12 protein-coding genes and 1 pseudogene are annotated in these 14,206 nt (G+C 61.9%); 8 read left to right on the top strand and 5 right to left on the bottom strand.

What is annotated here, in order from left to right:
• Window positions 1–102 precede the first annotated feature (102 nt).
• Window positions 103–693: pseudogene (locus tag NYQ83_RS16545) on the top strand (LysE family translocator); the annotation flags it as partial.
• A 38-nt stretch (window positions 694–731) separates the two neighbouring features.
• Here the strand turns inward: NYQ83_RS16545 and lepA are convergent.
• Complete coding sequence (gene lepA, locus NYQ83_RS16540) at window positions 732–2,552, bottom strand: translation elongation factor 4 (protein ID WP_261215928.1); 1,821 nt, start codon at window positions 2,550–2,552, stop codon at window positions 732–734.
• 149 nt (window positions 2,553–2,701) lie between these two features.
• On the opposite strand from lepA, the gene NYQ83_RS16535 reads away from it, so the two are divergent.
• The 4 genes from NYQ83_RS16535 to NYQ83_RS16520 are packed head-to-tail and all read left to right on the top strand — an operon-like array spanning window position 2,702 to window position 7,757.
• The gene (locus tag NYQ83_RS16535) at window positions 2,702–3,931 is read left to right on the top strand and encodes a glycosyltransferase family 87 protein (protein WP_261215926.1); all 1,230 of its coding nucleotides are present in this window, start codon (window positions 2,702–2,704) and stop codon (window positions 3,929–3,931) included.
• 4 nt (window positions 3,932–3,935) lie between these two features.
• Window positions 3,936–5,204, top strand: a complete 1,269-nt coding sequence (locus NYQ83_RS16530) for a glycosyltransferase family 87 protein (protein ID WP_261215924.1) — start codon at window positions 3,936–3,938, stop codon at window positions 5,202–5,204.
• 53 nt (window positions 5,205–5,257) lie between these two features.
• Window positions 5,258–6,493 (top strand): glycosyltransferase family 87 protein, encoded by a 1,236-nt coding sequence (locus NYQ83_RS16525; protein WP_261215922.1) that lies wholly within the window; start codon window positions 5,258–5,260, stop codon window positions 6,491–6,493.
• A gap of 7 nt (window positions 6,494–6,500) precedes the next feature.
• The gene (locus NYQ83_RS16520; protein WP_261215921.1) at window positions 6,501–7,757 is read left to right on the top strand and encodes a glycosyltransferase family 87 protein; all 1,257 of its coding nucleotides are present in this window, start codon (window positions 6,501–6,503) and stop codon (window positions 7,755–7,757) included.
• A gap of 97 nt (window positions 7,758–7,854) precedes the next feature.
• On the opposite strand, the gene NYQ83_RS16515 is transcribed toward NYQ83_RS16520, so the two are convergent.
• Both NYQ83_RS16515 and NYQ83_RS16510 read right to left on the bottom strand, forming a co-directional pair.
• Window positions 7,855–8,541: an OmpW/AlkL family protein gene (locus tag NYQ83_RS16515; protein ID WP_261215920.1), complete on the bottom strand. Its 687-nt coding sequence runs from the start codon at window positions 8,539–8,541 to the stop codon at window positions 7,855–7,857.
• Window positions 8,542–8,699: 158 nt separating this feature from the next.
• Window positions 8,700–8,918, bottom strand: a complete 219-nt coding sequence (locus NYQ83_RS16510; RefSeq protein WP_128291899.1) for a YqaE/Pmp3 family membrane protein — start codon at window positions 8,916–8,918, stop codon at window positions 8,700–8,702.
• 80 nt (window positions 8,919–8,998) lie between these two features.
• Between NYQ83_RS16510 and NYQ83_RS16505 the strand changes: the two genes are divergently transcribed.
• Both NYQ83_RS16505 and NYQ83_RS16500 read left to right on the top strand, forming a co-directional pair.
• Window positions 8,999–10,402, top strand: coding sequence for a deoxyribodipyrimidine photo-lyase (locus tag NYQ83_RS16505; RefSeq protein ID WP_261215919.1), 1,404 nt, complete (start codon window positions 8,999–9,001; stop codon window positions 10,400–10,402).
• Window positions 10,403–10,496: 94 nt separating this feature from the next.
• On the top strand, window positions 10,497–10,997 hold the full coding sequence (locus tag NYQ83_RS16500) for an MmcB family DNA repair protein (RefSeq protein WP_261215918.1): 501 nt from the start codon (window positions 10,497–10,499) through the stop codon (window positions 10,995–10,997).
• 65 nt (window positions 10,998–11,062) lie between these two features.
• On the opposite strand, the gene NYQ83_RS16495 is transcribed toward NYQ83_RS16500, so the two are convergent.
• Both NYQ83_RS16495 and NYQ83_RS16490 read right to left on the bottom strand, forming a co-directional pair.
• Window positions 11,063–11,620 (bottom strand): ActR/PrrA/RegA family redox response regulator transcription factor, encoded by a 558-nt coding sequence (locus tag NYQ83_RS16495; protein WP_092811690.1) that lies wholly within the window; start codon window positions 11,618–11,620, stop codon window positions 11,063–11,065.
• Window positions 11,621–11,707: 87 nt separating this feature from the next.
• Complete coding sequence (locus NYQ83_RS16490; protein ID WP_261216231.1) at window positions 11,708–13,027, bottom strand: ActS/PrrB/RegB family redox-sensitive histidine kinase; 1,320 nt, start codon at window positions 13,025–13,027, stop codon at window positions 11,708–11,710.
• Between the two features lie 370 nt (window positions 13,028–13,397).
• Here NYQ83_RS16490 and dapB point away from each other — a divergent pair, with 370 nt between their 5' ends.
• Entirely contained in the window at window positions 13,398–14,198 is an 801-nt protein-coding gene (dapB, locus tag NYQ83_RS16485; RefSeq protein WP_261216229.1) for a 4-hydroxy-tetrahydrodipicolinate reductase, read from the top strand.
• Window positions 14,199–14,206 lie beyond the last annotated feature (8 nt).

Genomic DNA, 14,206 nt, shown 5'->3' with positions numbered 1-14,206 from the left:
CCGCAGGTGAGGCGGGAACAGCTGAGACGGCTAGTTTCCGGCTCGTCGGGCATGCGAACTTCGGCTAGCCTTAAGGGCTCTGTCACAAAGCGCTAGGACCCGATGCTCCTTGATCCGCTGACCCTCGCGCTTTTCGCGGGTGCCCTCCTCGTCAATGCGGGTACGCCGGGCCCCAGCGTCACGGCCCTCGTTTCGCGTGTTCTGACCCGTGGATGGCGCGATGCCTTGCCTTTTGCAGCCGCGATGTGGATCGGAGAGGTGCTGTGGCTTGCGGCGGCCGTCTTCGGCCTCGCAACGCTCGCGGCGAGCTTCTTCTGGGCCTTCGCCGTCGTGAAATTCGCGGGCGCGGCCTATCTCGTCTATCTCGCTTTCAAAATGTGGAATGCGCCGACGCGTCCGGAAGCGGATGACACCGCGATGTCGCCGCGCGGCTCGGCTCTCAAGATGTTCCTTGCGGGCTTTGCGGTGACGATGGGCAATCCGAAGATCATGGTCTTCTATCTCGCCCTCTTGCCCAACCTTCTCGATCTCGAAAGCCTGAGCCTCGTCGGCTGGGGCGAGCTGTCGCTCACCCTTCTCCTCGTCCTCGCTGCGATCGACCTCAGCTATATCGCGCTTGCGGGCCAGGCACGGCGTTTCCTGCAGAAGCCCGCAGCCGCGCGTGTCATCAACCGGATCAGTGCCCTCTTCCTCGGCGGTGCGGCCGCGACCAGATCGACCGTCGAGTTGGCCTATTCGTCGCCCATCTTCAGCGCGGCGATGAAGGCCTCCTGCGGGATCTCCACCTTGCCGAACTGGCGCATCTTCTTCTTGCCCTCTTTCTGCTTGTCCAAAAGCTTGCGCTTTCTGGTCGCGTCGCCGCCATAGCATTTGGCGGTCACGTCCTTCCTGAGGGCTGCGATCGTCTCGCGCGCAATGACCTTGCCGCCGACGGCCGCCTGGACCGGGATCTTGAAGAGGTGCCGGGGGATCAGATCCTTCAGCTTTTCGCAGAGCGCCCGGCCGCGCCGATCGGCCTGGCTGCGGTGCACCAGCATCGAGAGCGCATCCACCGGCTCGGCATTGACCAGGATCTGCATCTTCACGAGATCGCCCGGCTCGTAGCCGGTGATGTGATAATCGAAGCTCGCATAGCCCTTGGAGATCGATTTCAGCCGGTCGTAAAAATCGAAGACGACCTCGTTCAAGGGCAGATCGTATTCCAGCATGGCCCGTTGGCCGACATAGGTGAGCCCTTGCTGGATGCCGCGGCGGTCCTGGCAGAGTTTCAGCACCCCGCCCAGATATTCGTCCGGCGTCAGGATGGTGGCGCGGATCCACGGCTCCTTGATTTCCTCGATCCTGACCGGATCGGGCATATCGGCCGGGTTGTGAAGCTCGATCTCTTCGCCGTCCGTCAGGCGGATTTGATAGACGACGGAGGGCGCCGTCGCGATCAGATCGAGATCGAATTCGCGCGCCAGACGCTCCTGGATGATTTCCAGATGCAGAAGCCCCAGAAAGCCGCAGCGGAAGCCGAAACCGAGCGCGGCCGAGGTTTCCATCTCATAGGAAAACGACGCGTCGTTGAGGCGGAGCTTGCCCATCGCCGCGCGCAGATCCTCAAAGTCGTTGGCATCGACCGGAAAGAGACCGCAGAAGACGACGGGCACGGCCGGCCGGAAGCCCGGCAGCGCCTTTTCGGTCGGCCGCTTGTCCTCGGTGATCGTATCGCCGACGCGGGTGTCGGCCACGTCCTTGATGGAGGCTGTCAGAAAGCCGATCTCGCCCGGCGGAAGTTCTGCGGTCTCCACCATCTTCGGCGTGAACATGCCGACCTGGTTGACCTCATAGCGCGCGCCGGTGCCCATCATGCGCACCGTCTGGCCCTTCTTCAGCGTGCCGTCGATGACGCGTACCAGCACGACGACGCCGAGATAAGGATCGTACCAGGAATCGACGAGGAGCGCCTTCAACGGCGCATCGAGCAGGCCTTTCGGCGCCGGCAGGCGGTGCACGATCGCCTCCAGCACGTCCTCGATGCCGAGCCCGGTCTTCGCGGAGATCATCACCGCATCCGAGGCATCGAGGCCGATCACATCTTCGATCTGCTCCTTGACCCGCTCCGGCTCCGCCGCCGGCAGATCGATCTTGTTCAAGACCGGAACGATCTCGTGATTGACCTCGATCGCCTGATAGACATTGGCGAGCGTCTGCGCCTCGACCCCTTGCGAGGCATCGACGACGAGGAGCGATCCTTCGCAGGCATAGAGCGAACGGTTCACCTCGTAGGCGAAATCGACATGGCCGGGCGTATCGATCAGGTTGAGGTGATATTCCTCGCCGTTCTTCGCCGTGTAGCGCAGATGCACCGTCTGCGCCTTGATGGTGATGCCGCGCTCGCGCTCGATATCCATGGAATCGAGGAGCTGCTCCTTCATCTCCCGGTCCGGCAAGGTGCCGGTCATCTGGATCAGACGGTCGGCAAGCGTCGACTTGCCGTGGTCGATATGCGCGACGATCGCGAAATTGCGGATGTGGGAAAGATCAGCCATGGAGCGCGCATGTAGCATGGCCGCAGGCCGGCGCAAGCACGGATGATGCGGCGTGACCCTCCTGCCGCAGAAATTGCGCGGCGCGGACAGCGTCTTTCGTCGCAGGAAGGGCTGGGAGCGCCCGGTTTAACCGCGGATTCAAGCCTCACTGCGTAGTCTTTCCGGCGATGCCGCAATTCACCATCCTCAACGACCGCCGCTTCTGGCTCTTCTTCGCCTTTTTGGTGAGCCAGTTCGGCTATCCGATTGGTGCGTTCAACGACTGGTGGACCCAAACCGGGGTCTTCGGCAACAACAACCATCCGGGCGGTGGGGACTTCATCAACTTCTGGATCGCCTCTCGCGCGGCCTTGGAAGGGCACGCGAGCGCGCTGTTCGACCCACAAAGCTACTCGGCGCTGCTGACGGATCAGTTTGGAACGGATTACGGCTATCGCTGGCTTTATCCACCCCATTTTCTTCTTCTAATTCTGCCGCTAGGGCTTTTCCCGTACGGCCTTGCATTCGCACTTTTCATGGGCGCGACACTTCTCCTCTACCTCGCGATTGCACGACGGCTATGGGGAGGATGGGGAATCGTCGGTTGGCTACTCATAGCGCCCGTCACGGCACTTGGGTTGCTCAACGGGCAGACCTGCTTCCTCGTTGGCGCGCTCTTCATTGGCGGTGTCTATCTGTGGGACGAGCGCCCAATCCTCGCCGGCATCTTCCTCGGGCTTCTCACAGTCAAACCCCAGTTCGGGGTGCTCATTCCGTTCGTGCTCCTGATCGAGCGTCGCTGGTGGGTGATCGGGACCGCCATGGCCACCGCGGGATGCTTGATCGGCGCCTCTGTGATCGTTTTCGGCGTGGAACCCTGGAGGGAATTCTTCATCAGCCCTCTCAGCGCAAGCAACGATGTGCTTCTCGCCGATCGTACCGACTTGATGGGGATTCACCTGGCCCCCTTCGGGGCGTCACGCTTCCTTGGCTTCACACCGACCACTGCCGCCATTGTCCAGCTGGGTTGCTGCCTGTTCTCTGCGGTCGCTCTCAGCGCCACGCACCTTCTGCAGGCTCGGCCCGACACGAAGGCGGCGATGCTCATCGCAGCGACCTACCTCTTCATCCCATATGTGCTCTTCTATGATCTGGCCGCCCCGACCTTTACGGCCTTATCGCTGTATTTCGGGCGTCAGCGACAGAATGTTCCGGGCGTAGCCTTTTCCATCCTCTTGGTCGGGGTGGGCACCCTTTCATTCATTAATGGGGCAACCACGCTCATCGGTATTCCGCTCGGTCCGGTGGTCTTCGCAATTCTATGTGCTGCACTGCTTAGGCGCGCTTACCAGGAAGGCTGCGAGGCCGCGCAACCCCTGCCCAGGGTGCCACTCCCCCGGGGACGCGCCGTTGCGTGAACCTATGCCCCGATTCACAATCCTCAACGATCGCCGCTTCTGGCTATTTTTTGCTTTTGCGCTGACGCTGTTGGGTTTTCCCCGCGGCATTCTGCTCGATTGGATCTATCGCACGGGCTCGCTTGCCGACCTCAATCACCCAGGCGGAGCAGACTTCGTCACCTTCTGGGTGGCCGCCAAGGGGGCCCTCTCCGGCCATGCCGGAAATCTCTACGATCCGTCGTTCTTTTCGCGAGCCATGGTCGATCAATTCGGGGAGGATTTCGACATGCGGTGGCTCTATCCGCCGCATTTCCTTCTCTTGATATTTCCGCTTGGCGCTTTGCCCTACTCGCTCGCCTACACGGCCTTTCAAGCGATCGGCCTCGTCGCTTTCGCCTCACTTGGGATATTGGCCCCACGACGGTGCGAAATGTCTTTGTGGCTGGTCTTCGCACCGACATCCATCCTGTGCCTGCTCGTAGGGCAAACCGCACTTCTGGTCGGCGCGCTATTTATCGGTGCGATCTTCCTTTGGGGTCGCAAGCCAGTCCTGGCTGGCGTTTTCCTCGGTGTTTTGACGATCAAACCACAGTTTGGTGTCCTCATCCCTCTCGTGCTTCTTATAGAGCGGCGATGGCTTGTGATCGCGAGCGCCACGATGACGACCTGCGCATTGGTAGCTTTGTCGGGTCTAATCTTCGGTTTTGGTTCGTGGCGAGACTTCATCTTGAATATCACGGGTCCGCAAGGCGACGTACTCCGGGCCAATGCAAAGACATTTCTCGAAATCCAGATGAGCGTTTACGGCGGAATGCGTCTTGCGGGCTTTGAGCCGTATACCGCCATGCTCACGCAGATCGCGGTTGGCTCGGCAGCAATAATTGCCCTGATCTCCACTCTGCGCTCATCGGCCAGGCGGTACACCAAGCTCGCAATGCTGGTCACGTCGACGTATCTGTGCGTTCCCTACATATTGTTTTACGATCTTGCGGCACCGACCTTCATCGCGATCTGGCTCTATCTCGGCCATGGCCTTGAGAAGCGGGCGGGCTTTGCTCTCTCCATCCTCCTCGTGCTCGTGGCGACCCTGTCTTTCGTCAACGGTGTGACGGTCGCGATGGGCTTCAGCGCCGGGCCGTGGGTGTTTGCCGCACTTGCCACGGCGCTCTTTTTCCGCGCCCGCGAGGAAAGTGCCCACGTCCCAGAACATCAGCGCAGTCACCAACCGGACGAGACGACGCCACGAGCCGGCGACCGGGCGGTCCTCGCCAATGGAAGCGCGGCGTCATGACGTTGCACCACTCGCAGCCACATGCGGGAACTCTCAGGCCGGAGCAGGCGAGCATGCAATTCACCATCCTGAACGATCGCCGGTTTTGGCTGCTCTTTGCGTTCGGGATCACGCTGCTCGGCTTTCCCTATGGCATCCTGACCGACTGGGTCACCCGCAGCGGCGACGTCTATTCGACGAACCATCCGGGCGGCGGCGATTTCGTCGTCTTCTATGTCGCCTCGGAGATGATCCTGCAGGGGCACATTCGCGACCTCTACGACCCAGCCAAATTCTCGCAGACGATCATCGATCGTTACGGCAGCGACTACGAAATGCGCTGGCTCTACCCGCCGCATTTCCTGTTCTTCATCGCACCGATCGCCAAGTTGCCTTATCTCGCGGCCTGGGCGGGCTTCATGGCAGCGAGCTTCGCCTTTCTGGCCGCAATCGGCCGCAGTGTCTGGGGAAAGCGCGACATCGTCTTCTGGCTTCTCGTCGCCCCGTCGACATTTCTCGGTGTGCTTCTCGGCCAAATGAGTTTTCTTGTCAGCGGCCTTCTGATCGGCTCCATTTTTCTGTGGGATCGGAAGCCCATCCTCGCCGGCATTCTCCTCGGGCTTCTCACCATCAAGCCACAATACGGCGTCCTGATCCCGCTTGTTCTCCTTTTGGAACGGCGGTGGCGCGTCATCGGCGTCGCTTCGGCAACAGCCCTTGTCACGATCGGCCTGTCCCTTCTCGTCTTCGGCACCGCCCCCTGGCACGCCTTCCTGTTCGGCATGGACGGGGCCAATTCCGACATCTTGACGACGGCGAGCAAAAAATTCCTCGGGCTGCAAATGAGCGTCTTCGGCTCGTCGCGCCTCCTCGGGGCCGATCTTGCGACGGCAGCTTGGCTGCAAGGGTTGAGCGCGCTCTTTGCCGTCGTGGCACTCGTCGCCACGACGCTGTCGGGCGCGCGACGTGACACGAAGATCGCCATGCTCGTCACCGCAACCTATCTCGTCTCGCCCTATGTGCTTTTCTACGATCTCGTCGCCCCGACCTTCGTGGCGCTGTGGCTTTATTTCGGCAAAGGGCGTGAGGAGGCACCCGGCATTCTCTTCTCTGCCCTCCTCATCTTCGTCTCCTGCCTCTCCTTCGTGAACGGCGCCACCGTGGCGATCGGATTCGGCTGCGGGCCCATCGCCTTCTTCGCCCTGGCGGTCGCGCTTCTCCTGCGCGCGCGGGCGGAAACCGGGCGCGATGGCCGGGCGCATCGGGGGCCCCTCACAAAAAGCCCGGGTGACGAGGCAAAAGTCATATGAGGCGGGAATGAAAGCCGCGACGCCAAGCGACCCGGCATGTGCAGCCGAAGAGGGCTCCCGCTTCACGCTCCTCAACGATCGGCGTTTCTGGCTCGCTTTCGCCTTCCTCGTGACCTTTCTCGGCTTTCCGCGCGGCATGTTGACGGGGTGGATTACCCGCACGGGCGAGGTCTATTCCACAACACATCCAGGCGGCGGTGACTTCGTCGTCTTCTGGGTCGCCTCTCGCATGCTTCTCGAGGGCCATCTCTCCGGCCTCTTCGATCCAGGCCAGTTTTCGCGCTACATCATCGACCTTTACGGCTCCGATTTCGGAGTTCGCTGGCTTTATCCGCCGCATTTTCTCTTCTTTCTCGCGCCACTCGGGCTCTTTCCCTACCTCGTCGCCTATGGCCTCTTCATGGGCGGCAGCCTCGCAGCGTTTCTCTTCGTGGCGGCGCGTGTGTGGGGGGACAGGAGCATCGCCCTCTGGCTTTTGATTGCGCCCGTCACGGCGCTCGGAATTCTCATCGGCCAGACCTGCTTCATCGTCGGTGCGCTTTTTGTCGGCGCCATCTATCTCTGGGATGAAAGGCCAATCCTCGCCGGAATTCTCCTCGGCCTCCTGACCGTCAAACCGCAGTTCGGCGTTCTCATCCCGCTCGTGCTTCTCTTGGAGCGCCGCTTCCTCGTCATCGCGGTGGCCAGCACTACGGCGACGGCACTCATCAGCGCCTCGATTCTCGCCTTCGGAATCGAGCCGTGGCGAGCCTTCCTCTTCGGTCTGCAGGATCCGACGGGCGCGATCCTACTGAGCGAGCGCGACGCCTTCCTGAGCGTGCAGATGACCGTCTACGGTGCTGCGCGATATTTCGGCCTCGATTTCGCAGCGGCCGCCGGCCTGCAAGGGATGAGCGCGCTCTTTGCGGTCTGCTCCCTCATCTACGTGACATTGTCGAGCGCCCCGCGCGGCGCCAAAGCAGCCATGCTCGTGACGGCCACCTATCTGACGCTCCCCTACGTGCTTTACTACGACCTCGCAGCCCCGACCTTCGTGGCGCTCTGGCTCTATTTCGGCCACGGCCGAAGCGCGCGGCCAGGGGTCGCCGTCTCGGCCCTCCTGGTGGGGTTAGCCTCGATCTCCTTCATCAACGGCGCCGCCACCACTTTGTGGCACGTCAATGTGGCGCCGGTCCCTTTTCTAGCACTCGCAATTTTACTCACTTGGAGCGTTCGACGCGAAACGTCCCCAGGCTTTGGCCGATGTGAGAATACGCGGCCCTGAAATCGAAACGCATGGTCGCGAGAGCACGGGTTGCTTTGAGGCAAAAGAAAAGCGGCCCCGCAAGCGGGGCCGCTCGAATTGTTCAGCGCTATGGCGATCAGAACTTGTAGGTGATACCGGCGCCGATCAGCCAGGGATCAAGATCGGCGTCGCCGCTCACATAGGTGCCGTCCGGCAGGCTGCCGTCCCAGTCGGCCGACAGGAACAGCTTCTTCACATCGAGGTTCATGCCCCAATGTTCGTTGAACATATAATCGGCACCGACCTGCAGCGCGAGGCCGAAGCTGTTGTCGATGTCGAAGGCGGCGAGATCGTCGTTCTCGGTGCCGTAGAAGAAGGTGTAGTTCACGCCAGCGCCGACATAGGGCTTGAAGGCACCGAAGTTCGTGAAGTGATACTGCAGCGTCAGGGTCGGCGGCAGGATCCAGGTGTCGCCCGCGTCGAGACCGCTGATCGGTCCGTCACCTTCAACCTCGGCATACGTCGTGCCGAGAATGAGTTCGGCCGCGATATTCGGCGTGAAGAAGTAGGTGATGTCGAGTTCGGGCGTGACCGAATTCGAATAGGACAGATCAGACCCCGGGATCTGGTCGACCGAGCCCGAATCATGCGGGACGACGGCCAATGCGCGCAGACGAATCTGCCACGGGCTCCAGGCGACGGGCGCCGGCGCAGCGGTGGGCTCGTAGGTTTGGCTCGGCAGATCCGCGGCCCCAGCCACGCCTGCGATGGAGAGGAACGCGGCCGCCAGTGCAGCCCGTCCCAGAATCTTCGTCCCGCGCATTCTCGTCCCCTGCGTTCGAAATAACAGGATCCTGATATGCGGGCCGCGCAGCCCCGTCCATTTGACACAGGTCAAAAAGCAGGCGTTCACCTGCAACATATTCGAATCGTTGCAATTCCAACACAGCGGCGGGGACGGGGCACAGAGGGTGCCCGTCGTTAGCGACGCAGGATGATCCAGACGGCGTGGATGATGCCCGGCACATAGCCGAAAATCGTCAGAAGAATGTTCAACCAGAAATGCAGACCGAGTCCAACCTGAAGAAACACGCCGAGTGGCGGCAGGATGATCGCCAGAAGAATGCGGACGATGTCGCCACTCGTTGCTGTCGAGCGGTCGACCGGATGACCGTGGTGGCGGTCGGCTTCATAAGACATAGAATTCTCCTTGTTCGCTGCCGCCTCAACTCTTGACACGGTGAAGTGTTCCGCATCCGCGCCGCAAGATCGCGCGAGGATTGCAACGAAAGCACGCTAAGCTCGTCATCACCCCGACGAACGACGAACAGCCGGTGAATTCCATGACCGACAACGATCCCCGCCTCATGCCTTTGAACGGAAAGACCCCACAGGAGGGTCAGTTCGTGCTCTATTGGATGGACCGGGCGCAGCGTGTGCGCCTCAACCACGCGCTCTCTTTCGCTGCCGGGCAGGCGAACCGGCACGAATGCCCGCTCCTTGTCGTCATGCGCCTCGGGGGCGAGGAGCCGTCGATCACCCGCCGCCAGGCGAAGTTCATGGCAGAAGGCATTCAGGAACTCGCGGACGAACTTTCCCACATGGGGGCCGGATTTGTCGTTCTGGCGGAGGCAGACGACAAGGTCTTTTGCGGGCTTCTCGAGCGTGCGGTCATTGCCGTCACCGATGTCGGCCATCTCCGCCATCACCGTCAGCGCCGCACCTGGCTCGGCGACAACGCCCCCTGTCAGGCGATTGCCGTCGAAACCGATCTCGTCGTGCCGGTCGGTGCAGCGTCCGACAAGGCCGAGTACGCCGCGCGCACCATCCGCCCGAAGATCAATCGGCAGCTTGAGCGTTTTCTCGTCGATCAGACAGATGAACGGCCGCAAAAGAGCTTTTCCGGCATTGCGCTTCCGGCGGGCCTTGCCCCTCACGATTGGGAAGAGCTCGCCGCAGTCTGCGGTGAGCGCGGGCCAGAGCCGGTCGACTGGATCAGGGGCGGTCACAGCGAGGCAAAGCGGCGCCTTGCAAGTTTTCTCGCCAACGATCTTCCCCGCTACGATGGCGAGCGCAGCGATCCCACGAAATGCCGCGTCTCGCATCTCTCGCCCTATCTGCGCTTTGGCCAGATCTCGCCCATCGAGATCGCGCTCAAGGCTCGGGCCGCGAAGGCGGAGGCCGCCGGATTTCTGGAAGAGCTCATCGTACGCCGGGAGCTCGCCGCCAATTGGTGCCATTACCGCGACGATTACGATCGCTACGAAGCCCTGCCCGACTGGGCGCGCGCCACACTTGAACGCCATTCGGACGACAAGCGCGATCCCGGCTATACGGCCGCCGAGATCGAGACGGGCGACACCTCAGACGAGGCCTTCAATGCCGCGATGCGGGAGATGAAGACGTCCGGCTATCTGCACAATCATCTCAGAATGTACTGGGCGAAACAGATCCTGCGCTGGGCCTCCAGCCCGCAATATGCGCTTGAAACCATCATCGCCTTGAACAACCGGTACTTTCTCGACGGCGGCGATCCGAACTCTTTCGCCAACAATCTCTGGGCGTTTGGCCTCCACGACCGGCCTTTCCAGGAGAACGCCGTCTACGGAACCGTGCGCCCGATGACGCAAAGCGGCCTACGCCGCAAATTCGATGTCGATGGGTATGTGAAGAACGCGCCCTGAGTTCCGGCTGTCTCTCGGCCCCGTCGTGCGCCATGGCCGGGCCTCGTGTTCATCTTTTGTTTGCAGACGCGGTGGCGCTTGCTATCTTTGCCTCATGCCGCGCATCGCCATCCGCACCGTTCTCGTCGAGACCGACAGCCAGCCCACACTCATCGACGGCCGTCAGTCGGCGGCGGCGCTTGCCATCCGCCGCGGCACGTGTCGTCGGCTTCGAGCTGAAGGCTATGCGCTTTTGCCGGAAGTCTCGCTTTCGAGCGGACGTCGCGCCGATCTCGTGGCACTTGGCAGCAAGGGCGAAATCGTCATCGTAGAAATCAAGTCGTCGCTCGCCGATTTCATGGCTGATCACAAATGGCGTGACTACTTTGGCTATTGCGACCGGTTTTATTTCGCGACGTCCGCGGATGTTCCGCTCGACGTTTTTCCTCAAGACGCCGGCCTCATCCTCGCCGATTCCTTCGGCGCCGAAATCCTACGCGACAGCGACGAGACGCGCCTCGCGGGCGCCCGGCGCAAGGAAATGCTGGTGCGGATCGCACGTGCAGGCGCCAACCGCCTGCACGATCTGGAGGATCCGGATGGCACCCGCGAGTGATCGAGCGCGTTCATTCAGGCCAGATGTGTTCCCAAAGGCCAGAGTCGCGGCCAGGGACGGACGGCTCAGCGCGGGGCGCGCTTTGCGAGAATGCGCTGCAGAGTGCGACGGTGCATGTTGAGGCGGCGTGCCGTCTCCGAGACATTGCGATCGCAGAGCTCGTAGACGCGCTGGATATGCTCCCAGCGGACGCGGTCGGCGGACATCGGGTTTTCCGGCGGATCCGCACGATCTTCCGGATTGCGGACGAGCGAGGCAAAGATGTCGTCGGCATCGGCCGGCTTCGACAGATAGTCGATCGCCCCCATCTTCACCGCCGTCACCGCGGTCGCGATATTGCCGTAACCGGTCAGGATCACGGCGCGGGCGTCCGGCCGCTTCTCGCGCAACAGCTCGATCACATCGAGGCCGTTGCCATCCTCCAGACGCATGTCGACAACCGCAAAGGCTGGCGGCTTGCTCGCCACCTGCTGCTTGGCGTCACGCACGCAGTCGGCGGTAACGATATCAAAGCCACGCTTTTCCATGGCACGCGCAAGACGCTGCAAGAAGGCGCGGTCGTCATCCACGATCAGCAGGGAGGAATCGGCAAGGCCGAGTTCCGAAACGGTTTCACTGTTCATCCCAGAAACGCCTGATTTAACTCGTTGCTCCACTATCTGTGCTAATGCCTCAGCACAGGGTTTGCAAACCCGATCGTCAAATTGATGTTACACCTCATAGTGTAAATCTGACCCGTCATCGCTCGCCAATGCCGGCGACTGGCGGCGCCAGCCGATCGTGACAATCGCGCCCGTCTCCGGGGCCGGCCGGTTTTTAAGCGACAGTCTGGCACCGCTCCTCTCAAGGAGCGTCTTGGCAATAAAAAAGCCGAGACCCAGTCCGCCTCCGGAATTGTCCCGTTCCGTAGGGCTCGTCTTGAAGCGGGTCGAGACGTAGGGCTCTCCCAGACGCTCGATCATCTCCGGCGCGAAGCCCGGACCGTCGTCGGAAATGGCGATGAGAACGAAGCGTTCGTCCCAGCTCGCGGAGACGCGAACCTCGCTCTTGGCAAAATCGAGAGCGTTTTCCAGAATGTTGCCAAGACCATAGAGAATACCAGGGTTGCGATGGAAGATGGGCTCCGGGCCCTTCCCATCGCTGTCCACCGTCAGCTTGATGCCGAAATCGCGATGCGGTGCCGTCGCCTCTTCGAGAAGGCGCGGCAGAGCGAGACGTCCAAGATGCTCCTCCGGCTCTGAGGAGAGTGAAGTGAGCTTGGACAGGATCTCGCGACAGCGCGCAGTTTGCGTAGCCAGGAGCTTCAGATCCTCCGAAGAGGGGTCTTCGGCATCGACCTCGCTCAGCATCTCCTTGACCACCAGAGTGATCGTCCCGAGCGGCGTGCCGAGCTCGTGGGCCGCGGCGGCCGCGAGCCCATCGAGCGCGGACAGATGCTGCTCGCGCTGCATGACGAGTTCCGTGGCCGCGAGCGCGTCGGCAAGCTGGCGCGCCTCCTCGGCGACGCGGAAGGCGAAGAAGCCCATAAAAACGAGTGAGCAGACGACCGCGGCCCACATGCCGACGACGTAGAGAAGCGGCAGGTCGAGGCGCGGGCCGGACCAGGGAAGCGGCTCGTGGAAAAACACGAGATAAGTCGCACTAATGAAAGCCAGACCGCCCAAGAACAAGGTCTTGTCCGGAGGCATCGTCGTCGCCGAGACGAGCGCCGGAAAAATGATCAAGAAGGCGAAGGGATTTTCCATCCCTCCCGTCAAATACAAGAGCCCGGCAAGCTGTACGATGTCATAGGTGAGAAGTACCGTCGCCCAGTTTGGATGCAGGCGCCGCGTTGCCGGAAACGTCAGCCTGAGACCGATATTGACCCAGGCGGACAGAGCGATCAGCGCAAAGCAGGCGCCGAAGGGGACCGGAAATCCAAGGCCAAAACCGATCAGCACCACAGCGGCGGTTTGTCCGGCGATGGCAAGCCATCGCAGACGCGTCAGGGTGCTCAACCTGAGACGGCGGCTCGAAAAAGCCCGCTCCATTCCAACTTCGCGGGTCAGTTTGCTCGATGGGTCGCTGAAGGGCATGCGTCCTCTTAGCGAAACTGCACACGATTGGAATATGCAGCAGGCTAAATTTCGCCATTTTCGCGCTCTCCAGCAGCGTTACCGCGCCAAAAAGCGTTACTGCCGCGCAAAGACTTCGTTGGCGCGAAAATATCTATCTCGGTTTTCTGCTTATTTGAGCGGTCGGATCGGTTTTCTCACGGACCGTTTCCTGAAGCAGGCCTTTCTCTCACGCGGTGCGTCGCGACCGAGACGGCTTTGAGTTTTGGTGGAACCGGCGAGGATGGTCTTGCGCCCCAGGCATGCTATAGGCGGCGCGACAGAACGGGAGAGGCCAGTGACACAGCTGAGAACCGTCGTGGCGGGTGCCAGCGGGCGCATGGGACGCGCTCTTGTCGCCGCCGTTGCCGCACATGACGATTTGCGCCTCGTCGGCGCGCTGGAGCGGGAAGGCTCCGAGGCAATCGGCCAGGACGCCGGACTGGTAGCCGGCATCAAGGAGACGGGCATCGCCATTTCCGACGATCCGCTTTCCGTCCTCGCGCAGTCTGACGTGCTGATCGATTTCACCGGCCGCTCAGCCAGCCTCGCCTTGAGCGAGCTCGCAGCCCAGGCGCGCATCGTCCATGTCATCGGCTCGACGGGCTTTCAGCCGGAGGACGAGCAGATCTTCCGCGCCGCCTCCCGCCATTGCCGCATCGTCAAATCCGGCAATATGAGCCTCGGCGTCAATCTCGTGGCCGGGCTCGTGCGCCGGGCTGCGGCGGCTCTCGGGCCGGAGTTCGATATCGAGATCGTCGAAATGCATCATCGCCACAAGGTCGATGCGCCGTCCGGCACGGCACTTCTCCTCGGCGAGGCTGCGGCGGAGGGGCGCGACGTCGATCTCGACACGGTCGCCGTGCGCGGGCGCGACGGAGAGACCGGTGAGCGGCCTGACGGCGCCATCGGCTTTGCAAGTCTCAGGGGCGGCTCGGTCGTCGGCGATCATATGGTGGTGCTCGCCGGCGAGGGCGAACGCATCGAGATCGGCCACCGCGCCGAGACCCGCCTCATCTTCACCCGCGGGGCGCTGCGTGCCGCCTTGTGGGCCTTCGACAAGAAGCCCGGCCTCTACGACATGGCCGACGTTCTCGGGCTGCACTGAAACCATTT

The sequence above is a fragment of the Afifella sp. JA880 genome (assembly GCF_025379905.1).
Taxonomy (GTDB): Bacteria; Pseudomonadota; Alphaproteobacteria; order Rhizobiales; family Afifellaceae; genus Afifella; species Afifella aestuarii.
This window is presented reverse-complemented; position numbering and strand designations above follow the sequence as displayed.